Below are 23914 nucleotides of genomic sequence, written 5' to 3'. Positions count from 1 at the left end.
TTAGGCGACCCAGTAGGTCCTGGTGTTGGTGAATTCGCGGATGCCGGCGACGGACAGTTCCCGGCCGTAGCCGCTGTGTTTGGTACCGCCGAACGGCACCCGAGGATCGGAAGCGACGACGGCGTTGACGAAGGCGGCACCTGAGGTGATCCGGCGGGCCACCTCAACGCCACGCTCCAGCGACCAGACGCTCAGCCCCAGCCCGTACTGCGTGGCGCCGGCCAAGGTGACCGCTTCCTCCACATCCGCCGCGACGGCAACCGCGGCGACCGGACCGAAGGTCTCCTCGTCGAACGCGGGCATCCCCGGACCGGTGCCGGTCAGAATCGTCGGCTCGAAGTAGTAGCCGGGTCCGTCGACGGCGCTTCCGCCGGTGACGAGCTTCGCGCCGGCGGCGACCGACTCCTCCACCTGCCGTTGCAAAACCGTGCGGAGATCGTCGCGGGCCAGCGGCCCGAGAGTCACCGCGCGATCTGCCGGATCGCCGAGTTTCAGTGCTTCCACACCGGCAATGAAGCGGTCCAGGAACTCGTCGGCGACAGCAGCTTCGACGATGAAGCGTTTGGCGCAGACACAACTCTGACCGGAGTTCGTGAAGCGGGCTCGGACGGCAGCGGCCGCGGCGGCCTCGACGTCCGCATCCGCCAGTACGACGAAGGCGTCCGAGCCGCCGAGCTCCAGCACCGACCGCTTCGCTGCACGCCCGGCGGCCGCACCCACGGCGGCGCCTGCTCGGTTGCTTCCGGTGAGCGTGACCGCGGCGATCCGGTCGTCGGCGATCAGCCCTTCGATCGTCGACGGCACGTCCGCCTCGTCGACCACCAACGTCGTGACCAGCCCGGCCGGGAAACCCGCGTCGACGAAGAGCTGTTGCAGGGCGAGCGCCGACCCGGTCACGTTCGGCGAGTGTTTGAGCAGGACTCCGTTGCCGGCGGCAAGCGTCGGTACGGCGAACCGGAGCACCTGCCAGACCGGGAAGTTCCAGGGCATCACGGCCAGCACCAGGCCGATCGGTTCGTAGCTGATCCAGGCCCGGGCGGATCCGACGTCGACCGGCTCGTCGGCGAGGATGGCCGGCGCCTGCGCCGCGTAGTACTCGGCGGTGACGGCGGACTTCTCGATCTCGCCTTCGGCCTCGGCGATCGGCTTGCCCATCTCGGCGGTGATGAGCGCCGCCAGGCTGGGCGATCTGCTGCGCAGGAACTCAGCCAGCGTCGTCAGCGCATGAAGGCGGGTTTCCAGGGGCGCTTGTCCCCAGGTCGCCGCGGTGGTGAAGCCGCGGTTGACCGCCTCCTCGAGGGCTGCGGGAGTCATCGGCTCGTACGACGCCGGCGGCTGCCCGGTGGCTGGGTTCGTCGTCGTGATCATGTGGTCAGCCCGCCTCGGTCGCTTTCGGACAGGTGCTCGAAGGTCTCGCCGGTTGCGGTGATGGTGCGGGTCACGTCGCGGCCGCCGTACACCCAGTAGATGCGCAGCGGGCCTTCGCCGCGGTTGAGGAAGCGGTGTGGGATGCCGGCTGGGACCCAGGTCGCCTCGCCTGCGACCAGATCGAACCGCTCGCCGTCGATTTCGGCGATCGCTTCGCCTTCGAGGATCAGGACGGACTCCTCGACGTTGTGGCTGTGCACGGGCAGCCCGGTGCCGGGCGCGAAGATGGTCTGGCCGGTGGTGATCAGGTTGTCGTCGGCGTTCCAGCGGCCGACGTACGGGATCGTGACGACGCCGTTGCCGCGGTCGAACGGGGTGACGCGGTCGGGGTTGATCAGCAGGCTCATCGGTCGGCCTCCGGGCTGTGGTGGTGGAAGAGACGGCGGGCCAGGGTGTTCGCCTGACTGCCCGGTACTACGTGCTCCGCGACGGCGGCGCGCCATTGCTTGAAGTGCGGTGCCGATCGGTGGGCGTCGACCGCTGCTTCGTCGGTGTAGGTCTCGTGGAGGACGAAATGGTGGTCGTCGGCAAGGTCCTGGCTGACGTCGAACGACAAGCAGCCGGGCTCATCGGTGAACGAGCGCTCGGCGTTGGTACGGATCGCTTCGACGAACGGGCCGAGATGGCCGGGGAGGACTTGGAGCGAGACGGTCAGGGTGATCATGCTTCCTCCAGTACGACGTGAGTCTCGGCGGCGAGGGCTTTGAGGGTTTGCCAGGTCGTCTCGGTGAGGTCGATGCCGTCGGCATTGAGTTGGGCGGCGCGGTCCTCGAGTTCGCCGGGGACGAGGATCTCGTCGGCCCAGGCGGCTTGGGGGCCTGACTTCGTTGCCTCGATCAACGCTTCGATGCGCGCGTCGTACTCGGCCGGGTCGGTCATCGCGGCGACGTCGATCGTGAGCAGGAGATGGCCCGCGCCGCTTCGGCGGTCAGGCTCGTACGGGCCCGCGACCTGGTTGCCGAACGCGCTGCCGGTCAGCACGCCGGCCAGGATGTCGAACATGAAGGAGATGACGTATCCCTTGGGGCCTGCCATCGGGAGCAGCAGGCCCTCGATCGCGGCGCGCGGATCGGTGGTCGGGTTGCCGTCGGCATCGGCTGCCCAGTCGGGCGGGATCGGCGTACCGCGTTCGGCGGCGAGATAGATCTTGCCTCGGGCAACGGCTGTGTTCGCGAGGTCCATCACCACAACGCCACGTCGGCCGGCGGGTGCCGCGATGGACCAGGGGTTGGTACCGATGCTCTTCTGCTTGCCACCCCAAGGCGCCATCGCGGGGCTCGCGTTCGTACAGAGGATGGCGACGCAGCCTTGCTCGGCGGCTTGCCGGGTGAAGTAGGCGGCGGTGCCGAAGTGCCCGGAGTTGCGGATGCCGACGGCGCTCACGCCATGGGCCTTGGCTCGCTCGACACCTCTCGCGACCGCGTAATCGGTGACGACCTGCCCAATGCCGTTGCCACCGTCGAGGAGCAGCAGGGCGCCGGTGTCTCGCGCGGTGGTGACCCGGGTGACTCGCTGGGTCGCGCCGCTGCGAAGGCGAGCGACATACCAAGGCAACCGGAGCATGCCGTGCGACGCGTGACCCCACAGCTCGGCCATGACGAGCGTGTCGGCCAGCAACTCGGCATCGGGGCCGGGGACGCCTTCGGACCGGAGTACGGCGGAAGCAAACGCACGGAGCGCGCCGGGCCGGGAACGATGAGCCATCCTTGCTCCGATCTTCATGGAACACTGGTGACCAGAGAAGCATACTTGTATACAAGTACGCAAAGGAGAGGTTGAATGACGGACAGAGTGCGACGCGCCTCCGGCGGTCAGGTCGTGTACGCCGAGCTGAAACAGCGCATCTTGTCGCTCGACCTCCCGCCGGGGCGCCGACTCTTCGAGCCGGAGCTCTCCCAGCAGTTGCAGGTGAGCCGCACGCCGCTGCGCGAGGCGCTCCGCCTACTCCTCGCGGAGGATCTGCTGGAGCAACTCCCGACGGGCGGCATGGTGGTGCGCTCGCTGTCGGCGGAGGAGATCGAGGAGCTGTACTCCGTCCGCGCGGTCCTGGAGGGCTTGCTGACAGCCGAAGCCGCGACCCGCATCACGGACGAGTCGGCCGAGGCCCTGAAACGCCTGGTCGCGCGCAACCAACGCCTGGTCGAATTCGCCGACGACGCCATGAACGCCGGCCACGACTTCCACCTGAAGATCGCCGAAATCGCCGACCACACCTGGGCCGCCCGCCTCCACCACCAGATCGACGGCCAAATGGCCCGCTACCGAGCCTTCACCAACCAAACCCAATCCCGAAGAACAGCAGCCTTCCAAGAACACGAAGCCATCCTCGAAGCCCTACTAACCGGCAACCCCACCCAAGCCCGCGCCCTAGCCGAAGCCCACGTCCTAGCAGCCCGAACCACAGCGTTGAACACCATCGCGGACCGCCTCCCGTAAACCACAGGCGGAAGGCTGACCAGCAACTCGCTGCCGCAAGTGCCACGGCACCTCTGGACCGCCCCCACTCACAAACCTCACCCGGCCGACGCCGGTCAGGCGTGGGCGGGTGAGCCCTGCACTGCACGGAGCGGGTTTGTGAGTGGGGGCGGTCCGCGGCTTCCCTTGCGATTACTTGGTCAGTAGGCGGTAGCGGCGTTCTGGGCGGCCGGCTACGCCATAGCGGGGGCGCATTTCGGCTTTGCCTATGGTTACCAGGTGTTCTAGGTAGCGGCGGGTGCTGCTGCGGGACAAGCCTGTTACCTCGGCGCATTCTGTGGCTGAGAGGTCGGGTTGGGGTGCTTCGCCTAAGGCGCGGAGTACCAGATCGGTGGTTTCTGGGCTGATGCCTTTCGGGGGTGGGGTGCGGCCGCTGCTGGTGCGGAAGACTCGGTCGACTTCGTCCTGGTGGGCTTCGGTGAGGTCGTGGAGTTCGGCTTGGTGGCCGGCGTAGTCCCTCAGGCGGGCTCTGAGTGACTCGATCTCGAAGGGCTTGACCAAGTACTGGAAGACGCCGCCGCGGAGCGCGGTCCGGAGGGTGTCGAGGTCGCGGGCGGCGCTGATGACGATCACGTCGACCGGGTAGTCGGACGATGATTCGCGGAAGCGGCGCAAAACCTCCAGGCCGCTCATGTCGGGCAAATAGATGTCCAGCAACACCAGGTCAGGACGCAGGGTCCGTACTGCGGCGAGCGCGTCCGCCCCCGTCCGCGCCGCGCCGATGACCTCGAAGCCTGGTTGGGAGGCGACCACGCTCGAGTGCAGCCGTGCCACCATGAAGTCGTCGTCGACGACGAGGACCTGGATCATGCCCGTGCCTGCGCCAGCACCGGCAGCGTCGCCACGAACACCGCGCCGTTCTCGTTGTGTACCGTCACATCCCCACCCCGCTTCCGGCAGATCACCTGGACCAGCGCCAGCCCGATCCCGCGGTCCTCGGCGCCGTCCTTCGTGCTGAACCCTCGGGTGAACACCCGCTGCTGCATCGCGCCGTCCACCCCAGGCCCGGAATCCCGAACCTCGATCCGTACTGCGCCCGCCGCCTCCAGCACCTCAACGGCGACGAACGGATCCCGGGCACCCGTCGCGGCGTCCAGCGCGTTGTCCACCAGGTTGCCGAGCACGGTCGACACGTCCGTCGCGAGCCGCTCCTCCAGCCGGGGCAACCAAGTGGCTTGGTCGACGACGAAGCTGACTCCGCGCTCGGCCGCTTGACTCGACTTCGCGATCAACAACGCAGCCACCGCCGGGTCGGCCACCCGAGCGGTGATCCCGGCGGTCAACTCAGTCTGGTCGGCCGCGACGCGCTGGATGTAGCGGCGGACGTCGTCGTACTCCCCCAACTCGATCAACCCGCTGACGATGTGCATCCGGTTGCTGAACTCGTGTGCCTGCGCCCGCAGCGTGTCGGTGGTGTTCCGGGTCAGGTCGAGCTCGCGTTGCAGTTCGAGCAATTCGGTCCGGTCGCGGAAGGTCGCGACCCAGCCGATGTGCCGGCCGTGGCTGCGGACCGGCATCCGGTTCAGCGTCAGCACCCGTCCGTGCAGCGGCAGGATCCGGTCGGTCGCCGTGTCGGTCCCCTCGAAGATCTCCACCAGCCGGCCCGTCTCGTCCACCTCGGCCAACCCCAGACCAGCAGAAGCCAGCGGTACGCCGAGCAGAATCGCCGCCTCGTCGTTGACCATCGTGATCCGCCGATCCAGGTCGACCGCGAGCACACCCTCCTTGATCCCGTGCAGCAACGCCTCGCGCTGCTCGACCAGACCGGTGATCTCGCGCGGCTCCAGCCCGAGCGTCTGCCGTTTCACGGTCCTTGCCAACAGCAACGAGCCGATCACTCCCAGCAAGCTCGCGATACCCAGGTAGGTGAGCAGGTTGGGCAAGGCCGCCGTCAGGTTGTCCAGCACGGACGGGTACTGCCGACCGACGGCGACCACACCTTCGGTCTCCCCCGACTGCGCGTTGAGGATCGGAGCCATCGCGAGCGCGGCCCCGGTGACGTCGTCGCGCCCGACCCAGGACCGGCCGAGGAACGCATCGGTCTCCTGCATCAAAGGCTTTCCGGTGATCGGCAACGGGTCGGTCGAGGCAACGATCTGGCGATTCGTCAAAGCGACCATGACGTACGTCGAACCGGAGAAGGTCCGCCCGGACTCGACCACGGACTGGGCCTGACCGTAGAAGGCGGGTCCGCGGCCGGCCGCCTCGCGGACCCCGGCCGTCACCGCAAGGCGCTCGGCCACCGCCAGCGCCCTGTCGCCCTCGGTCTGGTGGTAGCGCACACTCAGCTGCGCCACCGAGACCGCCGCGACGCCGATCAGCACGACCAGCACGATCAGGAGTTGGACAGCGAGCATCCGCCCGGCCAGCGTCCAGCGCCGCCGTCGTAGTACCACTCGCCGTCTGGTCTTCACGCCCTGATTGTGCGCGGAAGGGCCCGATCACGCCAACGTCCGCGTGAGCACAATGAACACAACTGAGTTTGCGGTAGTAACGATGACACCGACTGAACCCCACGCCACGCTGACGGCAACAGCACCACCGAAAGCAAGGAGACTGCCGTGCGAGCACGGACGTGGTTCACCACAATCAGCGCTGTCGCGGCGTTCGCCGTCGTGGCGAGCGGCTGCGGCGTCAGCGCCGACGACAACGCCTCGGGCGGGGCCACCACCGGCCCGCTGAAGGGCCTGCGCATCCTCGTCCCCAACTCCCCCGGCAGCGGGTACGACACCACCGCCCGGGCCGCGGCGAAGGCGATGCAGGACGCCAAGCTGACCGACACGGTCGAGGTGTTCAACACCGCCGGCGCCGGTGGCACGGTCGGTCTGCAGCGGCTGGCCAACGAGAAGGGCAAAGAGGACATCCTGATGCAGATGGGTCTCGGTGTCGTCGGGGCCGTCTTCACCAACAAGTCCAAGGCGACCCTGCAGGACACCGTCCCGATCGCGAAGCTGATCGAGGAGGCCGAGGCGATCGTCGTACCGAAGGGCTCGCCGTACACGACTCTGGACCAGCTGGTGGCGGCCTGGAAGGCGGACCCGCGCAAGCTGCCGGTCGGCGGCGCGTCCAACAACGGTGGCCCCGACCACCTGACCCCGATGCTGCTGGCCAAGGCGGTCGGCATCCAGCCGAAGGAAGTTAACTACGTCCCGTACGACGGCGGCGGTGAGTTGCTGACCGCGATCCTCGGCAAGAAGGTCGCCTTCGCCGCCACCGGGATCGGCGAGGTCGCCGAGCAGGCCAAAGCGGGTGACGTGAAGATCCTCGCGGTCACCAGCGAGAAGCCGGTGGAAGGCGTCGACGCGCCCACGCTGAAGAGCCTGAACGTCGACCTGGTCTTCACCAACTGGCGGGGCATCGTCGCGCCGCCCGGACTCCCCGACGAGAAGAAGAAGCAGTTCGTCGACCTGCTCACCAAGATGCACGAGTCGGAGCAGTGGAAGGCGACGCTGACCAAGCAGGGCTGGACGGACGCGTTCCAGACCGGTGACGAGTTCAAGAACTTCCTCAGCTCGGAGAACGACCGGGTCGCCGGCGTGCTGCGAGAGCTGGGTCTCGTCGCCTGATGAACGCCGTAAAGCAGGGCCGCTCCGAACTCGGAGTGGCCCTCCTCCTCCTGGTCCTGGGCGCCTGGGCGCTGATCGACGCGTCGCAGCTCTCCGTGGTGGAGGGCGGCCGTGGACCGGTCGGGCCCAAGACGGTGCCGATGGCGGTCGGCATCCTGCTCATCCTCACCGCGGTCCTGCTCGCGATCGACATTCTCCGCGGCGGTCGGGGCGAGCAGGAAGCCGGTGAGGACGTCGATCTCGGCCACGGCAGCGACTGGAAGACCCTCGGTCTGCTGGTGGCCGCCTTCGTCGCCAACATCCTGCTGATCGACCGGCTCGGCTGGCCGGTCTCCGGCGCCGTGCTGTTCTTCGGTACGACGTTCGCGCTCGGCAGCCGGCACCTGATCCGCAACGCGCTCATCTCGATCGCCTTGTCGGTCGGCACCTGGTACCTGTTCAACGTCGGCCTCGGCATCGCCCTGCCGGTCGGGATCCTCAAGGGAATCCTCTGATGGACGCGCTCAACGAACTGCTGAACGGCTTCGCCACCGCCGCCCATCCGACCAACCTGATGTACGCCTTCATCGGCGTCCTGCTCGGTACTGCGATCGGCGTGCTGCCCGGGATCGGCCCGGCCATGACGATCGCGCTGCTCCTACCGCTCACCTACGCGCTCGAACCGACCCAGGCGTTCATCATGTTCGCCGGCATCTACTACGGCGGCATGTACGGCGGCTCGACCACCTCGATCCTGCTCAACACGCCAGGTGAGAGCGCCTCGGTGGTGACCGCGATCGAAGGCAACAAGATGGCCCGCAAGGGCAGAGCGGCCGCGGCGCTGGCCACCGCCGCGATCGGGTCGTTCATCGCCGGAACACTCGGCACGCTCGCGCTGGCGCTGGTCGCCCCCGCGGTCGTCAAGGTGGCGATCAAGATGGGCTCACCGGACTACTTCGCCGTGATGATCCTGGCCTTCGTCGCCGTCACCACCGTGCTCGGCTCGTCCAAGATCCGTGGTCTGGCCGCACTCGCGATCGGGCTGCTGATCGGCACCATCGGGATCGACCCGACGTCGGGCCAGCAGCGACTCACGCTCGGCCTGCCGGAACTTGCCGACGGCATCGATGTCGTCGTGGTCGCGGTCGGGCTTTTCGCGGTCGGCGAGGCGTTGTGGATCGCGGCGCACCTGCGTCGTACGCCGGCCGACATCATCGACGTCGGGGCGGCCCGGATGAGCCGCGAGGACTGGCGCCGCTCGTGGAAACCGTGGCTGCGCGGTACGGCGATCGGCTTCCCGTTCGGCGCGATCCCGGCCGGTGGCGCCGAGATCCCGACCTTCCTGTCCTACGTCACCGAGAAGAAGCTGAGCAAGCACCCCGAGGAGTTCGGTCAGGGTGCGATCGAGGGCGTCGCCGGTCCCGAGGCGACGAACAACGCGTCGGCCGCCGGTGGTCTGGTTCCCCTGCTCACGTTGGGTATCCCGACCACCGCGACCGCCGCGGTGATGCTCGGCGCCTTCCAGGGGTACGGCATCCAGCCGGGTCCCCGGCTGCTGCAGACCCAGCCCGAGCTGGTCTGGGGCCTGGTGGCCAGCCTCTTCATCGGCAACGTGATCCTGCTCGCGCTGAACCTGCCACTGGCGCCACTCTGGGCCAAGCTGCTGCGGATCCCCCGCCCCTACCTGTACGCCGGAATCCTGTTCTTCGCCAGCATCGGGGCGTACGCGGCCAACCTGTCCACCTTCGACCTGTGGCTGCTGCTCATCCTGGGTGCGCTCGGCTTCGGGATGCGCCGGTTCGGGTTGCCCGTCGTACCGGCGATCATCGGCATCATCCTCGGTCCCACCGCCGAGGAGCAGTTGCGGCGCGCGCTCCAGATCAGCGACGGGCACGTCAGCGGGCTGGTCGACACCTGGTTCGCGAAGATCGTGTACGTCGTGATCCTGCTGGTCCTCATCGTCCCACCCATCGTGTCGCGGCTGCGGACTCGCGAGCCCGCCGAGCCCGTCAAAACAGGAGACTGACATGGCGATCATCGTCGGCTACGTGCCGACCCCGGAAGGCGTTGCCGCTCTGGAGGGCGCGATCGAGGAGGCCAGGCTGCGCGGTCAGCGGCTGGTCGTGGTGAACTCCTCGCGGGGCGAGTCGCTGGTGGACAAGCGTTTCGCGTCCGGGGCCCAGTGGGAGTCGGTCGAGCAACGGCTCGCCGAGTCGGGCGTGGATCACGAACTGACCCAACTGGTGGCGAGCAAGGACGCGGCCGACCAGATCCTCCGCCTCGCCGACGAACTGAACGCCGAACTCATCGTCATCGGCCTCCGCCGCCGTACTCCGGTCGGCAAGCTGATCCTCGGCAGCCAGGCCCAAACCATCCTGCTGGAAGCCGAATGCCCAGTGCTGGCAGTCAAGTCGCCGCACGCCTGACAAAGGCTTAGAGCAGCACCAGGTCGTCGCGATGGACTACTTCGCGTTCGTACGTCGGGCCGAGGTCGCGGGCGAGGTCCCGGGTGGAGCGACCCAAGAGGTCGGGGAGCTCGGTGGCGTCGTAGTTGACCAGGCCACGGGCGATCACCACGCCTGCCGGTGAAAGCAGGTCGACTGGGTCGCCGGCGGAGAAGTTGCCTTCGACGGCCGTGATGCCGGCGGGGAGGAGTGAGGAGCGGCGATCGGTGAGAGCTCGGACGGCGCCCTCGTCCAGGATGAGGCGGCCTTGGCCGGAGGTGGCGTGGGCGAGCCAGAGCAGGCGGGTCTTGCGGCGGCGGCCGGTCGGGTGGAAGAGCGTGCCGACCGGGTCGCCGCGCAGTGCTTCGCCGACGCGGGCCGCCGAGGTGAGGACGACCGGAATCCCTGCCTCGGTAGCGATTCCGGCTGCTTCGACCTTGGTCTGCATGCCGCCGGTGCCGACACCGGAGCTCCCGGTCCGGCCAATCTTCAGCGGCTCCAGGTCGACGGGTCCGCGGACGTCGGTGATCATCGTCGTACCGGGTTTGCGCGGGTCGCCGTCGTACAGGCCGTCGACGTCGGACAGCAGAACCAGCAGGTCGGTGTGGACGAGATGACTGGTCAATGCGGCCAGACGGTCGTTGTCGCCGAAGCGGATCTCGGTCGTCGCGACCGTGTCGTTCTCGTTGACGATCGGGACCACGCCGAGCTCGAGGAGCCGGGCGAAGGTCCGGTAGGCGTTGCGGTAGTGGCTTCGCCGGGTGACGTCGTCGACGGTCAGCAGCACCTGGCCGACACGGAGACCGTGGGCGGCGAAAGCGTCGCTGTAGCGGGCCATCAGCAGGCCCTGGCCGACCGACGCGGCCGCCTGCTGGGTGGCGAGGTCGCGGGGGCGCGAGCGCAATCCCATCGGTGCAAGGCCGGCCGCGATCGCGCCGGAGGAGACCAGCACGACCTCGCTGCCCTCGACCCGCCGCGCGGCGATCGCATCGACCAGCAGCCGCAGCCGTTCGAGGTCGATCCGGCCGCGCTGGGTGAGCGACGACGAACCGACCTTCACCACGATCCGCCCGGCCTTGACGACCTCGGCCCGTTGCTTCATGTCCCGCATCAGTTTTCCTGACTCAGTGGAGCATCAGCCCGGCCGGCGTCGTCGGCGGCCTCGGGTCATGCGTCCTTGTTGTTGCTCTCAGCATCGATGTCGATGTCGATACCCGCAGCATAAGCGCGTTCGGCTTCCAGCTCCTCGGCGGCGGCCAGCTCGCGGGCTTGTTTGCGCGCGGCCTTCTCGGCGGCCTTCTGAGCCGCCTTCGCCTCCGCCGGGGTCAGGTCGACCTCGTCCTCGACCCAGCCCTTGCCGTACTCCGACAGGTCGGCCGGCCGCTCGCGCTCACCGGACCGGAACGCGTGGTACTCCTCGTCCTTGTCCTTGCGGCGCTGCGCGGCCGGGCGGTCCTCGTCCAGCCGCTGGTCCTCACCACGCCGCGACAACAGCTCCGCGCCGGCCTGGATCTCGGGAGCGAAGTCGAAGACGACAGCGTTCGGGCCGTCGCCGATCTGTACGCCGTCGCCGGCCTGCGCGCCCAGCTCGAGCAGCTGACGCTCGACGCCGAGCCGGTTCAGCCGGTCGGCCAGGTAGCCGGTCGCCTCGGCGTTGGTGAAGTCGGTCTGCCGGATCCAGCGCTCGGGCTTCTCGCCCTGCACCAGCCACAGGCCGTCCGGGGTCTTCTTGACCTTGAACTCCGGGCCGCCGGACGCGCGCGGCCGCAGGATGATCCGGGTGTTGTCCGGCTTCTCCTCCTCGGCGCGACGCTTGGCGACGATCTCGGCCATCGCGAACTTCAGGCCGTCCAGGCCTTCGTGGCTCGCGGTCGAGATCGAGAACACCTTGTAGCCGCGCTGCTCGAGCTCGGCCGTCACCATCTCGGCGATCTCCTTGGCGTCCGGGACGTCGATCTTGTTCAGGGCGATCAACCGGGGCCGGTCCTCCAGGCCGCCATGGGCCTTCAGCTCCGCCTCGATCGTGTCCAGATCGCTCAGCGGGTCACGGCCCGGCTCGTACGTCGCGCAGTCGATCACGTGGACCAGTGCGGCGCACCGCTCGACGTGGCGCAGGAAGTCGTGACCGAGACCGCGACCCTCGCTGGCACCCTCGATCAGGCCCGGAACATCGGCCACGGTGAAGACGTGCTCACCGGCGACGACGACGCCCAGGTTGGGGATCAAGGTGGTGAAGGGGTAGTCAGCGATCTTCGGGCGGGCCCGGCTGATGGAGGCGATCAGCGAGGACTTGCCGGCGCTGGGGAAACCGACCAGGCCGATATCCGCGACGACCTTGAGCTCGAGCACGATCGTGCGCGCTTCGCCCTCTTCGCCGAGCAGCGCGAAACCGGGCGCCTTGCGGCTGGAGCTGGCGAGGGCCGCGTTGCCGAGGCCGCCCTTACCACCGGCGGCCGCGACGTACTCGGAACCGTGGCCGACCAGGTCGGCGAGCACTTCGCCTTCCGGCGTACTGACGACTGTGCCGTCTGGGACGGGCAGGATGATGTCCGCGCCTTTGCTGCCGGCCTGGTGATCGCCCCGGCCCTGCTGGCCGTTCGTCGCAGAGCGGTGGGAAGAGCGGTGGTAGTCGACCAGGGTGGTCTGGTCGAGGTCGACGCGCAGGATGATGCTGCCGCCGTCACCGCCGTTGCCACCGTCGGGACCGCCGAGCGGCTTGAACTTCTCGCTGTGCACCGAGGCGCAGCCGTTTCCGCCGTTGCCACCGGCGACGTGCACCGTGACCCGGTCGACAAAGCTGGGGATCGCCATCGGTGGTTCTCTACTTCCTGCTGGGGAAAAGTACTTCTCTGGGTACATAGCCGAAGGGCGGGCCGCGCTATTCCGCGGACCCGCCCTTCGATAAGGCTTTGTGACTCGAACCGGGTGGCGGTGTTACTCCGCCGGGGCCGGGACGATGTTGACGACGCGACGCCCGCGACGGGTGCCGAACTCGACCTTGCCCTCGGCCAGCGCGAACAGCGTGTCGTCGCCACCCCGGCCGACGAGCGTGCCCGGGTGGAAGTGGGTTCCCCGCTGGCGGACGATGATCTCGCCGGCGTTGACCAGCTGGCCACCGAAGCGCTTCACGCCGAGCCGCTGCGCGTTGGAGTCGCGACCGTTACGGGTCGACGCTGCTCCCTTTTTGTGTGCCATTTTTGAATCAGCTCACTTCTTCTTGGCGTCGATCGCGGTGACCTTGACCTGGGTGTAGTGCTGGCGGTGCCCCTGGCGCTTGCGGTAACCGGTCTTGTTCTTGTACTTGAGGATGTGGATCTTCGGGCCCTTGGTACGGCCGAGGACCTCGGCCGAGACGGCCACCTTGGACAAAGCGGCGGCATCGGTCGTCACGGTGTCGCCATCGACGACGAGGACTGCGGACAGCGAAACCGTGTCGCCGACCTGGTCCGTCAGGCTGTCGATCTCGATGACATCGCCGACGGCGACCTTCTGCTGGGTGCCGCCACTGCGCACGATCGCGTACACCGTGGATCTCACTCTCTGTTTGTTCGGAAGTCTTACCGGGCTGCGGTCTCACACACGTACACGCGGCCCACATAAAGGAGGCACGCGAGACGCGCGCCGAATGACAAGAATACGGCGCGCGTCACGAGTGGGTCAAACCGGGGTGGATGCCAGCTCCGGAGCGGTCGCTCCGGCGTCGGATCCGTTGTTACCTGCATCACTGTCGTTACCGTCGCCGGCCTTGCCCCGCCCACGGCTGCTCCGCCGGCGCCGGGCACTGCCGTTCCGCCCAGAACCGTTGCTCTGAGCCTTCTCACCGTCATCAGAGCCAGACTCGTCCTGAGCCTGCTCAGCCTGCCCCTGGTCGCCCTGAGAGCCGCCCTGGACCTGCTCGCCCTGGGAGCCACCCTGCGACTGCTCGCCACCGGCCTGCTCCTGCTCAGCCGCCTGGTCGCCCTGCGAACGACTCCCCTGCGACCGCCGCCCACGAGACCGCCGACGGCTGGTGCCCTCGGTGTTGTCCTCGTTCTGGGTGTCACTCTCTGTGTGAGTGACCTCCGAGGACTCCGTGGCCACGTCTGCGGGCGCAGGAACCGGCTGCTCGGTGTGCGGAGCAGCGTGCTCTTCGTCGCGGGCTCCTGCGGCGCTGGCTGCTGCTATCTGGGCCAGGCGCTGGGCAGCGTCGCCGTTGGTGGTCGGCTCCGGCTGCTCGTCGTCACCTCGGCCGCGTCCCTTGCCACGGGTGCGGCTGCGGGAGGTCTTCTTGGCGGCTTCGCCGTCGGACTTCTGGTCGTGCGAGTGCTGCTGCTGGCCGCGACCGCGTCCGTCGTCCTGCCGGCGGCGGGACTCCTTCGGCTCGTCGTGCAGGATCAGCCCGCGCCCACCACAGTGGTCGCAGTTCTCGCTGAACGCCTCCAGCAGGCCCGTGCCGATCCGCTTCCGGGTCATCTGGACCAGCCCGAGCGAGGTGACCTCGGCGACCTGGTGCTTGGTCCGGTCGCGGCCCAGGCACTCGACCAGCCGGCGCAGTACCAGGTCGCGGTTGAGCTCCAGCACCATGTCGATGAAGTCGATCACGATGATGCCGCCGATGTCGCGCAGCCGGAGCTGGCGGACGATCTCCTCGGCCGCTTCCAGGTTGTTCTTGGTGACCGTCTCCTCGAGGTTGCCCCCGGAGCCGGTGAACTTGCCGGTGTTGACGTCGACGACGGTCATCGCCTCGGTCCGGTCGATGATCAGCGAACCACCCGACGGCAGCCAGACCTTGCGGTCCAGCGCCTTCTTGATCTGCTCGTCGATCCGGTAGTTGGAGAAGACGTCACCGGAGGTCGCGTTGTCCCACTGCTCCACCCGGTCGGCCAGGTGCGGAGCGACGGTGGAGACGTACTCCTTGACCTGGTCGTAGGCGTCGTCGCCGGAGATGACCAGCTTGGAGAAGTCCTCGGTGAACAGGTCGCGGACGACCCGGATCAGCAGGTCCGGCTCGCCGTGCAGCAGCTGCGGCGCCTGGCCCGACTTCGACAGCTTGTCGATCTCGGTCCAGTACGACTGCAGGCGGCTGACGTCGGCGGTCAGCTCCTCCTCGGTCGCGCCCTCGGCCGCGGTGCGCACGATCACGCCCGCCTCGTCCGGGACGATGTCCTTCAGGATGCCCTTGAGCCGGTTCCGCTCGGTGTCGGGCAGCTTGCGGCTGATCCCGCCGTTGCCGCCGCGCGGGACGTAGACGACGTACCGGCCGGGCAGGCTGATCTGGTTGGTGAGCCGGGCGCCCTTGTGGCCGATCGGGTCCTTGGTCACCTGGACCAGGACCGCCTGGCCGGACTTGAGCACCGACTCGATCTTGCGCGGGCCGTTGCCGCCGCCGAGGGTCGCCCAGTCCACCTCACCGGCGTACAGGACGGCGTTGCGGCCCTTGCCGATGTCGATGAACGCGGCCTCCATGCTGGGCAGCACGTTCTGCACCCGGCCGAGGTACACGTTGCCGATCAGCGAGACCTGCTCCTCCTGGGCGACGTAGTGCTCGACCAGGACGTTGTCCTCGGAGACGGCGATCTGGGTCAGGTCGCCGCGGGTGCGGATCACCATCGTCCGCTCGACCGACTCCCGGCGGGCCAGGAACTCGGCCTCGGTGACGATCGGCGCCCGGCGGCGGCCGGCGGCGCGGCCCTCGCGGCGGCGCTGCTTCTTCGCCTCCAGGCGGGTCGAGCCCTCGACCGCGGTGATCTCGTTGTTCACGGTCTTGCTGCGCGGCTCGCGAACGCGGACGACGATCTCGTCCGGGTCGTCGGGTGCCGTACCGGGGTCCTCGCCCTTGCGGCGGCGACGGCGGCGACGGCGGCGCGACGACGTACCGGAGCCGTCCGTCTCGTCGTCGGACTCGGCCGACTGGTCGTTGTCGTCGGAGTCGTCGTCCTGCTGGTCGTCGTCGGAGTCGTCCTCGTCGGCGCTGTCCTCGGCGCCGTCGGCGTCACCGGCCTTGCGGCGGCGACGGCCCCCGCGGCGACGGCGGCGCCGGCGGCTGCCCTCGCCACCTTCCTCGCCGTCGTTCTCGTCGGACTCGGCCGACTGGTCGGTGTCGTCCTCGTCGTCTTCGGCCTCGGTCTCGCGGGCCTGCTCGAGCACGGGCTCGGCGCGGTCGGCGGCGACCTCTTCGGGGTCGCGGCCGCGGCGGCTGCGCCGGCGGCGCGTGGTGGGCTGCTCGTCGGCAGCCTCGGTGGTGTCTTCGGCCTCGACAGCCTCGGGCTCGGTGGTCGCGGCGGCCTCGGCTGCCCGCTCGGCAGCGGTCGAACGGCGGCGGGTACGACGTCCGGCGGGCGCCTTCTCCTCCGGTGCGCTCTCGACCGGGGTGCTCTCGTCAGGCGTCGCCTCGACCGGGCTGGTCGCTGCTGCCTGGGCGGGGACCTCTACGGGCGCCTGGAAGAGGACGGCTGCGGCGGCGGGTGCGCGGCGGCGCGTACGGCGTACCGGGGCCTCGGCGGCGGCTTCAGCTGCTGCAGCCTCGGCTGCGGCCGCTTCGGCTTCGGCGGCTGCGGCCTCGGCGGCTGCCAGCTCTTCCTCGGTCAGCTGCTCTTCGGGGAGCTCCGCGGCGGCCAGGCGGCCGTCCGTGGTCGGGGCGTCCTCAGACAGGAGGTTCGGCTGGGCCGCGGCCTTCTTGGTGGTGCGCTTGCGGGTGGTGGTCTTCTTCGCGGCGCGTGCCGGGGCCTCCACCGGCTCCTCGGCGGGAGCGGCGGCAGGCGTGTCGTCGTCGCCCAGGAGGCTGTCCTGGCCGGCGGCGCGGCTCGCGGCGGTCTTCTTGGCGGGGCGCTTGGCCGCTGCCTTCTTGACCGTGCGCTTGGCCGTGGCCTTCTTCGCAGCGGCCGGGGCGGGCGCCGGGTCCGCGGCTTCGGCGTCGGACTGGGTGCTGACCGCCTCCGCCTCGGCGGGAACGGGCGCGGCGGACTTCTTGGTGGTGCGTTTGCGGGTCGCCGTCTTCTTGGCGGCCGGCTGTTTGGCAGCGCGCTTGGCTGCGGGGGCGGTGGCGGCCTGGTCGGCTGCTTCGGTGGTGTTCGGCTCGTTGTCGAGCATGCGGTGCGGGTCTCCTCAGGCCTTCCGGCGCACCCTGTGACCCCTGTCACGGGTCCGGTGCCGCCAGAAAGCGGTCACGGTTCGCCACTCCCGGGGTGCAAATCCGGCGCGGCGGAAGCCTTCTGGATCCGCCCCGGACCATGCCGTCAGGGCACAGTTGGAGCGGCGGCGTCGCTCTCCGCTACTTGCGTCTGGTGGTCGACCGCCTGGCCGGTCGCGGTCGCCTGGGTGGCGTCGCGGTCACGAGCGAGCGGATCGTCCACAGTGCCGGTGGCCGCGATGAGCGGGCCCTGGGCGAGCCTGGTCAGAAGAGCCGGGCCCGTCACCGGAAGCGTCGCTACTTCGAGCACGCCGGCGAGAACGTCGTCGGGTCTCACGGCCGGGGTTCCGTGCCGTAACACCACTTGCAGTATCGCACACGTCTCAACCCGCGCCGGCTCACTCCCGACGGTGAGTCGGAGAACGGCGTCCCGACAGTCGAACGAGCGAAGGCCCCGTTTGGTCATGCGCTCGACCAGAATTTCCTCCCGGGCCAGGAACGCCGCGACGGCCTGCTCGGCGTCGGCGGGATCCACTCCAGGCAACGCGATCAGCCACTCGCTGGCCTCCAGCTGGTCGGCCAGCGAGCCAGGCGTGGCCACGACCACCTCGAGGACGTCCAGACCGGTCGGCAGCGCCTCGTCGAGGTCTGCTCGCACCTTCTCCGGGTCCCGCTCGTGTGTGAGCGAAATCTCCAGGTACTCCGCCTCCGAGGCTGCCCCGGTCGGCGCGGCGCCGGCGTACGAGATCTTGGGGTGGGGGCTGAAGCCGTGCGAGAACGCCACCGGGAGCTCGGCCCGCCGGACGGCCCGCTCGAACGCGCGCTGGAAGTCGCGGTGCGAGGTGAACCTCAGCCGCCCGCGCTTGGCGAAGCGGATCCGCAGCTTCTGGACCGCGGGAAGCTGCTGGGACGGCGGAGCCTGTACTGGTGCCACGGCGCCATTCTCGCAGCTTCCGGGCCGCCCGCCGACATCAGCACTCCCCGGCGCTCAGGCGGAGGCGGCCTTCCCGGTGAGGACGAGCGCCCAGGTCAGCAGCCCGAAGGCGACCGTGTTGAGCACCACCCGGACCAGGTTGAACGCGCGCCACTTCGACTCGTCGAAGGCGGCCCTCACCGCGGCGACGTCGATCGTGTCCGGATCGCCGGCCGCCTTGATCGCGTCGTTCTTCGGCACGTTCACGCTGACGGTGATGATCACGACGGCCAGGTACAGCACGAAGGCGGCCGCGATCCACGGCAGCGACTCCTCCTGCAGGCTGAGCGCGCCGGCCAGCGCGGTGGAGATCAGCGCCCCGAAGAACCCGAGCCCGAGGAAGACCGGGTTGATGATCGCCCGGTCGACCGCCTGGAACGCGCCCACGAAGGTCTTGTCGTCGGTCTTGGCCAGGCCGGGCATGAAGGCGTTCGCGTAGATCCCGAACACCCCCGCGACCAGGCCGGTCAGCATCGTGGCCGCCATCAGCGCCGCAATTCGCAGTCCGTTCATGGCGGCAAGTTATCCGACCGGCCGGTCGGCTGCCGTTGTCAAAGGGCTTGTCAAAGGGCTCGGCACTGGCCGGAGCGGGGGCCGGCGACGTGGTTGGGGGCTTGGAGGTTGGTCGGGGTGGCCGCGTTCGAGGTGCAGGCGAGCGGGCCGTTGATGGTGTTGCCCGCCAGTACTACGGGCTCGGTGGTCTGGGCGTAGAGCACGGTGAGTGGGCCGGCGATGGTGCTTCCGACCAGTACTGCGCTTCGGGTGATGCCGGTGAGGCTGACGGGGCCGTTGACCGTAGTACGGAGGAGGTGGACGTCTGCTGCTCTGGAGGCGTTGAGTGGTCCTTGGATCTTGGTGTCGGTGGCGACTAGGGCTGCACCTGGGCGGATGGTGACCGGTCCGTTGACTGTGGCGTTGGTGAGGCAGGTGACGCCGGAGATCAGCGTGAGTGGGCGGTTCTGGACGCCGGTGATGGTCGTGGTGCAGGTCGGTGCCGGGCGCAACAAGGTGACGGCGAAGCTCTTCGGTGCCGCGATGTTGCCGGGAGCATCGATGGCGCGGTACTCGATCCGGTGCCGGCCGTAGCCGGACGGGACGTCGTCCCACGGGACCACGCGCGGGACGCCGAGCTTGCCGTAGACGAGCTGGTCGATCTCGGTGCCTTCTGCGGTGAACCTGAACGGCAGCTCGGCGTCGGTGGGCCAGCCGTAGTAGTTGTACCAACCGTCCCCGTTCACCCGGAACTCCGGTACGACGTACCCGGCGCTGTCGTCCGTCGCCTTGAGCGCCATCGTGAAGGCATCGTTGTAGATGTACTCCGGTCCGGTGGGTTTGGTGATCTTGAGGAGCGGCTTGGAGAGGGTGGCGGTGGTCGTCGGGCTGGTCCCATCGATCTGCCAGGTCCGCGTGTCGGAGCCGACGGACGCGGTGAGCGTGTGCGAGCCAGTCAGGTTGAGCGGCCCGAGCGGCAGGTCCCGGTCATTCCCTGGGTTGGGCACCTGGTTGCCGTCCAGCCGCCAAGTGACCGCGGGCTGCTCGGTGTCGGACTGAGTCGTCTCCACATACACAACCTCACCTGCGTTGACCGGCTGCTCAGTAGCCGTCGACGCGGTAAACGTCGCCTCGCCGTCGGACTGGGCTGTGTCGAGCGTCGGGTGGACGGTCCAGGTGCGGGTTGTGGTGATGGCGGCTCGGACGGCTGGGTCTCGGATGAAGGGGGTGGGATCGGTGATGGTGGCGGTGAGGGTGTGGGGGGTGGGTGGGAGGGAGAGGGTGGTCAGGTCAACGTGGCGTTGGTTGTTGGTGGGGAGGGGGGTGCCGTTCAGGGTCCAGGTGACGGTTAGTTCGTGGCTGGCGGGGTGGAGGGTTTGGAGCCAGACGACCTGGGTGGGGGCTACTGGACCGGCTGGGGTGCTGGCTTGGATGAGGTTGGCTCGGGAGGAGATTCGCTGGGTCATCCGTTCGCGGGAGACCTGGTCGAAGTAGTAGCCGAGGGTCTTCATCATCGAGTGCTTGCTGGGTCGCCAGACGCCGGAGCCGGCGTACATGCCTGCCTCGTACCGACCGATGGTGCCGCCGGATTCCGACTGCTCACCCAGCCAGCGGAACCACTTCTTCTGTTCGGCGAGCATCTGCTGCTCGGTCAGCAGCGTGTGGTGGATCGAGCTCGGCTCTCCACCCTCGTACGCCGCTCCGCGCGCGCCGCGGGCGTAGTAGTCGTACTCGTCCTGCAGCCCGCCCAGGGAATGCCCGAGCTCGTGGGGTGTGATCAGGGCGGACAGCGCGTTGCCGCCCGACGCGGTCGCGTACGTGCCGCCGGCGCCGCCGTACGTGTCGCTGTTGCCGATAGCAAGAATCTGGCGGTTCGACGGGGTGGTGCCGGGCACCAGGTCGGCGTACTGCGCGGCGGCGGTTGCGCTGACCGTGAGGAGCCGCTGGACCGACGCGGGGTTGCAGCCGCCCCAGAAGCCCATCTGGAGTGGGGTGTCGACCTTGGGGGAGGTCAGGTTGGGGTCGCAGTCGACGCCGCTCTCGGGTGAGGGGATCTCGACGGCGTACACGTTGATGTAGTTGCGGTAGCTCTTGAACGGCTCGATGCTCCAGAGCACGTTCAAGTGCTTGTCCACCTGCTGCCGGAACTTCGGCAGGTCGGCCGCTGTGTACCCGTCCCCCATCACCACCAAGTTGAACCGCGACGATGCTGGCCCTGTCACCTGCAAAGGCACCACAGTCCCAACTGGCGCCGCCTGCATCGCGGCGGGCACTACCGCGGTGGCGGACCGCCGCTGCGCCGCAGGTTCGTACAAGGAGGTGCCGCCCCCGGGCCGACCGCTCGCTTCGCTCGCGGCGGCTGCTGGCCTCGCGTCGCTCGCAGCGCTCGCAGCGGTTGCTGAGGTCTCGTCGCTCGCGGCGGCTGCTAAGGGGAGGCCGATCAGGGCTGCTGTGGTTACTGCCAGGGTTGCGGTTAGGCGGGTTGTTCTGGGTTTCACCGGGCGGTCCTCCCCCATGTCTGGCGCCCCGGTTTGGCTCTGGTGAGCCCGCCGGGGAAAGCCTACGAAGGTGGGCCGGGAGTTGTCAGCGGTTGACGGCGCGGCGACTTGCTAGCTGGCGGGGGCGGGTACGGGCGTCGTACGGCATCATGAGGGCTCGGGGAAACGTGAGGAAAGGACATCGATGACGGAACCGGCTCAGTCGCCGCGGCCCGAACCGGACCGGGAGGTCCCGGTCGGGGACGTGGGTGACGGCGACGGCAAGGGCATCTACTGGATGCTGAAGCATGTCGTGGTCGGCCCGCCGGTCAAACGCATCTTCCGGCCGAAGGTGGAGGGCGCCGAGCACATCCCGGACGTCGGGCCGGCGATCATCGCGAGCAACCACCTGTCCTACGCGGACTGGATCTTCATGCCGCTGGTACTGCGCCGCCGGGTCACCTTCGTCGCCAAGTCGGACTACTTCACCGGTGCCGGGATCAAGGGCCGGTTCCAGCGCGGCTTCTTCAAGGGCACCGGCCAGGTGCCGATCGACCGCTCCGGCGGCTCGGCCTCCGAGGGCGCGATCAAGGCCGGCCTGAAGGTGCTGGAGCGCGGCGACCTGTTCGGCATCTACCCCGAGGGCACCCGCTCGCACGACGGCCGGCTGTACAAGGGCCGGACCGGTGTCGCCCGGCTCGCGCTCGAGGCCAAGGTCCCGGTCATCCCGTGCGGCGTGATCGGTACCGACGTGGTCGCGCCGCCCGGCAAGGTGGTCGCCTCGTTCGCGTCCCCGACGGTCAGGTTCGGCGAGCCGCTGGACTTCTCGCGGTACGAGGGAATGGAAGGCGACCGGCTGATCCTGCGCGCGGTCACCGACGAGATCATGTACAAGATCATGGAGTTGTCCGGCCAGGAGTACACCGACATGTACGCCACCAAGGCCAAACTCCTCGAAGGCCGGGCGCCCACCGGCGCACCCAAGAAAGTCCGCAAGACGGACACCTGATCCAGAGGGTGAGATGGCATGGCGCTAGGCTGGGAAACCGTGGACGGACCGATCGCATACCAGGGTGAGCCAGGAGCCAATTCGGCGATGGCGTGCACCGAGATGTTCCCGGACCGTGAACAGCTGCCCTGTACGACGTTCGAGGACGCCCTCGAGGCGGTCAGCACCGGCCGCGCCGGGCTCGCGATGATCCCGGTGGACAACTCGATCGCCGGCCGGGTGGCGGACATCCACCACCTGCTGCCGGACTCCGGGCTGCACATCATCGGTGAGTTCTTCCTGCCGATCCACTTCCAGCTGATGGCGGTGCCGGGCGCCTCGATCGAGTCGATCCGGACCGTGCGCAGTCACGTGCACGCGCTCGGCCAGTGCCGCAAGATCATCCGCGAGCACGGCTGGTCGACCGTCGTCGCCGACGACACGGCCGGGTCGGCCCGCGAGGTCTCCGAGCTCGCCGACCCTACCGTCGCCGCGCTCTCGCCGGTCGCCGCGGCCGAGCTCTACGGCCTGGAGATCCTGGCCGAGGATGTCGAGGACGAGCACCACAACACCACCCGCTTCCTGGTGCTGTCGCGCGAACCGCACGTCCCCGCGGTCGGCTCGGGCCCGACGATCACGAGTTTCGTGTACCGCGTCCGCAACGTTCCCGCCGCGCTGTACAAGGCGATGGGCGGTTTCGCGACCAACGGCGTCAACATGACGAAACTGGAGAGCTACCAGCTCGGCGGTTCCTTCTTCGCGACCCAGTTCTACGCCGACGTCGAAGGTCACCCCGAGGACCCGCACGTCGCCCTGGCGCTGGAGGAGCTCGCCTTCTTCTCGGTCGAGGTCCGCCTGCTCGGCGTCTACCCGGCCCACCCCTTCCGCGCCCAGATCGCCGAACCAGCCGCCAACCGGGCCCTCCGCCCCCACCACTAACCCCCCCCCCGCCCCCGCCCCGCGCGCCCCAGCGCGCCCCCGCGCCCCCGCGCGCCCGCTCGCCCCGGGCGTCCTGGCGTCCGGGCGACTTTGTGCACGACGTGAGCGGATCGGACGGGCGGATCCGCTCAGGCGGTGCACAAAGTCGGGATTTTGGCGTCAGCGATGTCGGAGGGCGGCTGCGATGGGTGCGATCGAGAGGTCGGTCAGGTAGCCGTCGGCGGGCGCGTCGAGAGCCAGCAGCACGTACTGCGCCACGGTCGCCGGCTCGATGCAGTCCGCGGGGTCGAAGGGCCCGCCGAACTGGCTCCTGACCTCCTTCAGCAGCTCGGTCGCAGTACCACCGGGATAGACAGACGTCACCCGTACGCCGGTGCGCAACTCCTCGGCCCGGAGCGCATCAGCCAACTCGGTCAACGCCGCCTTGCTCCCGACGTACGCCGACCAGCGGGGCACCACGCCCATCCGCGGAGCCAGGTTGACGAACACCACTCCGCCCCGGCGGGCCCGAAGCGATGGCAGCAGCACCCTGGTCAGCTCTGCGGCCGAGGTGAGGTTGGTCGTCAGAGTGCGCTGCCAGAGGTCGGGCCCGGTCTCCTGAACCGACGCCACCTCGGCAATCCCCGCACAGTGCACCAACGCGTCCAGCTCACCGAGTCCCTCGAAGTGCTCCGTGAGGTCCGCCGCCTCAGCCAGGTCGATGACCAAAGGCACCAGCTCCCCCGGCGAACGCGGCGCCGACGTGGCTGCCGGCGAACGCGGCGCCGACGTGGCTGCCGGCGGACGCGGCGCTGGCGCGGTTGCCGGCGGGTGCGGCGCCGGCGTGGTGGCCGGCGGGCGCGCTGCCGGCGCGGTTGCCGGCGGGCGCGCTGCGGGCGGGTGCGGCGCCGGCGTGGCGGCCGGCGCCGCGACGCTGTCGCTCAGGGCGGCGAGCTTCTCGGCGGAGCGGCCGATTGCGAGCACCCGGTCGCCTCGCTGGAGCAGGAGCTGGACGATTGCTGTTCCGATGCCGCCGGTCGCGCCACTCACCACCACTGTCTTCATT

At 69.0% G+C, this 23914-nt stretch carries 22 protein-coding genes; 7 read left to right on the top strand and 15 right to left on the bottom strand.

What is annotated here, in order from left to right:
* From ACQPYM_RS14100 to ACQPYM_RS14085, 4 genes are read right to left on the bottom strand one after another with little or no spacing between them, the layout of a single operon-like run.
* Complete coding sequence (locus tag ACQPYM_RS14100; protein WP_433020478.1) at positions 1 to 1368, bottom strand: aldehyde dehydrogenase family protein; 1368 nt, start codon at positions 1366 to 1368, stop codon at positions 1 to 3.
* A complete protein-coding gene (locus ACQPYM_RS14095) occupies positions 1365 to 1775 on the bottom strand; it encodes a cupin domain-containing protein (RefSeq protein WP_433020475.1) in 411 nt (136 codons plus the stop codon). Before ACQPYM_RS14095 ends, ACQPYM_RS14100 begins: the two co-directional genes overlap by 4 nt.
* Positions 1772 to 2092 carry a putative quinol monooxygenase gene (locus ACQPYM_RS14090; protein ID WP_433020472.1) on the bottom strand — a complete coding sequence of 107 codons (321 nt, stop codon included), beginning with the start codon at positions 2090 to 2092 and terminating at the stop codon, positions 1772 to 1774. The genes ACQPYM_RS14095 and ACQPYM_RS14090 overlap by 4 nt, the downstream gene beginning before the upstream one ends.
* Positions 2089 to 3132 carry an Ldh family oxidoreductase gene (locus ACQPYM_RS14085; protein ID WP_433020469.1) on the bottom strand — a complete coding sequence of 348 codons (1044 nt, stop codon included), beginning with the start codon at positions 3130 to 3132 and terminating at the stop codon, positions 2089 to 2091. Before ACQPYM_RS14085 ends, ACQPYM_RS14090 begins: the two co-directional genes overlap by 4 nt.
* Before the next feature lie 75 nt (positions 3133 to 3207).
* Here ACQPYM_RS14085 and ACQPYM_RS14080 point away from each other — a divergent pair, with 75 nt between their 5' ends.
* Positions 3208 to 3864 (top strand): GntR family transcriptional regulator, encoded by a 657-nt coding sequence (locus ACQPYM_RS14080; protein WP_433020466.1) that lies wholly within the window; start codon positions 3208 to 3210, stop codon positions 3862 to 3864.
* A 171-nt stretch (positions 3865 to 4035) separates the two neighbouring features.
* On the opposite strand, the gene ACQPYM_RS14075 is transcribed toward ACQPYM_RS14080, so the two are convergent.
* On the bottom strand, positions 4036 to 4713 hold the full coding sequence (locus tag ACQPYM_RS14075) for a response regulator transcription factor (protein ID WP_433020463.1): 678 nt from the start codon (positions 4711 to 4713) through the stop codon (positions 4036 to 4038).
* Positions 4710 to 6317, bottom strand: a complete 1608-nt coding sequence (locus ACQPYM_RS14070) for an ATP-binding protein (protein ID WP_433020460.1) — start codon at positions 6315 to 6317, stop codon at positions 4710 to 4712. Before ACQPYM_RS14070 ends, ACQPYM_RS14075 begins: the two co-directional genes overlap by 4 nt.
* Positions 6318 to 6464: 147 nt before the next feature.
* On the opposite strand from ACQPYM_RS14070, the gene ACQPYM_RS14065 reads away from it, so the two are divergent.
* From ACQPYM_RS14065 to ACQPYM_RS14050, 4 genes are read left to right on the top strand one after another with little or no spacing between them, the layout of a single operon-like run.
* Positions 6465 to 7469: a Bug family tripartite tricarboxylate transporter substrate binding protein gene (locus ACQPYM_RS14065; protein WP_433020457.1), complete on the top strand. Its 1005-nt coding sequence runs from the start codon at positions 6465 to 6467 to the stop codon at positions 7467 to 7469.
* Positions 7469 to 7963, top strand: a complete 495-nt coding sequence (locus ACQPYM_RS14060) for a tripartite tricarboxylate transporter TctB family protein (RefSeq protein WP_433020454.1) — start codon at positions 7469 to 7471, stop codon at positions 7961 to 7963. The genes ACQPYM_RS14065 and ACQPYM_RS14060 overlap by 1 nt, the downstream gene beginning before the upstream one ends.
* Complete coding sequence (locus ACQPYM_RS14055; RefSeq protein ID WP_433020451.1) at positions 7963 to 9474, top strand: tripartite tricarboxylate transporter permease; 1512 nt, start codon at positions 7963 to 7965, stop codon at positions 9472 to 9474. Before ACQPYM_RS14060 ends, ACQPYM_RS14055 begins: the two co-directional genes overlap by 1 nt.
* 1 nt (position 9475) lies before the next feature.
* Positions 9476 to 9874 (top strand): universal stress protein, encoded by a 399-nt coding sequence (locus tag ACQPYM_RS14050; protein ID WP_433020448.1) that lies wholly within the window; start codon positions 9476 to 9478, stop codon positions 9872 to 9874.
* A 7-nt stretch (positions 9875 to 9881) separates the two neighbouring features.
* Here the strand turns inward: ACQPYM_RS14050 and proB are convergent, their stop codons facing one another.
* The 8 genes from proB to ACQPYM_RS14010 form a co-directional block, all read right to left on the bottom strand.
* Entirely contained in the window at positions 9882 to 10994 is a 1113-nt protein-coding gene (proB, locus tag ACQPYM_RS14045) for a glutamate 5-kinase (RefSeq protein WP_433023269.1), read from the bottom strand.
* 65 nt (positions 10995 to 11059) lie between these two features.
* Positions 11060 to 12703 carry a GTPase ObgE gene (gene obgE, locus ACQPYM_RS14040; RefSeq protein WP_433020445.1) on the bottom strand — a complete coding sequence of 548 codons (1644 nt, stop codon included), beginning with the start codon at positions 12701 to 12703 and terminating at the stop codon, positions 11060 to 11062.
* A 123-nt stretch (positions 12704 to 12826) separates the two neighbouring features.
* The gene (gene rpmA / locus ACQPYM_RS14035; protein ID WP_360281908.1) at positions 12827 to 13087 is read right to left on the bottom strand and encodes a 50S ribosomal protein L27; all 261 of its coding nucleotides are present in this window, start codon (positions 13085 to 13087) and stop codon (positions 12827 to 12829) included.
* 12 nt (positions 13088 to 13099) lie between these two features.
* Positions 13100 to 13417 carry a 50S ribosomal protein L21 gene (rplU, locus tag ACQPYM_RS14030; RefSeq protein ID WP_012919954.1) on the bottom strand — a complete coding sequence of 106 codons (318 nt, stop codon included), beginning with the start codon at positions 13415 to 13417 and terminating at the stop codon, positions 13100 to 13102.
* A 132-nt stretch (positions 13418 to 13549) separates the two neighbouring features.
* Positions 13550 to 16960: an Rne/Rng family ribonuclease gene (locus ACQPYM_RS14025; protein WP_433020442.1), complete on the bottom strand. Its 3411-nt coding sequence runs from the start codon at positions 16958 to 16960 to the stop codon at positions 13550 to 13552.
* Between the two features lie 146 nt (positions 16961 to 17106).
* On the bottom strand, positions 17107 to 17934 hold the full coding sequence (locus ACQPYM_RS14020; protein ID WP_433020439.1) for a TIGR03936 family radical SAM-associated protein: 828 nt from the start codon (positions 17932 to 17934) through the stop codon (positions 17107 to 17109).
* Between the two features lie 54 nt (positions 17935 to 17988).
* Complete coding sequence (locus ACQPYM_RS14015; RefSeq protein WP_433020436.1) at positions 17989 to 18486, bottom strand: DUF1772 domain-containing protein; 498 nt, start codon at positions 18484 to 18486, stop codon at positions 17989 to 17991.
* 50 nt (positions 18487 to 18536) lie between these two features.
* Positions 18537 to 20687: a M64 family metallopeptidase gene (locus ACQPYM_RS14010; protein ID WP_433020433.1), complete on the bottom strand. Its 2151-nt coding sequence runs from the start codon at positions 20685 to 20687 to the stop codon at positions 18537 to 18539.
* Between the two features lie 460 nt (positions 20688 to 21147).
* On the opposite strand from ACQPYM_RS14010, the gene ACQPYM_RS14005 reads away from it, so the two are divergent.
* Together ACQPYM_RS14005 and ACQPYM_RS14000 are read left to right on the top strand one after the other, a co-directional pair.
* On the top strand, positions 21148 to 21951 hold the full coding sequence (locus ACQPYM_RS14005; RefSeq protein WP_433020430.1) for a lysophospholipid acyltransferase family protein: 804 nt from the start codon (positions 21148 to 21150) through the stop codon (positions 21949 to 21951).
* 39 nt (positions 21952 to 21990) lie between these two features.
* Entirely contained in the window at positions 21991 to 22869 is an 879-nt protein-coding gene (locus tag ACQPYM_RS14000) for a prephenate dehydratase (protein WP_433020427.1), read from the top strand.
* 159 nt (positions 22870 to 23028) lie between these two features.
* Here ACQPYM_RS14000 and ACQPYM_RS13995 read toward each other — a convergent pair whose 3' ends face one another.
* Positions 23029 to 23913, bottom strand: coding sequence for an SDR family NAD(P)-dependent oxidoreductase (locus ACQPYM_RS13995; RefSeq protein ID WP_433020424.1), 885 nt, complete (start codon positions 23911 to 23913; stop codon positions 23029 to 23031).
* Between the last annotated feature and the right edge of the window lies 1 nt (position 23914).

Origin of the sequence: Kribbella sp. CA-294648 (assembly GCF_050943845.1) — a bacterium.
In the GTDB taxonomy this organism is placed as follows: Bacteria; Actinomycetota; Actinomycetes; order Propionibacteriales; family Kribbellaceae; genus Kribbella.
This window is presented reverse-complemented; position numbering and strand designations above follow the sequence as displayed.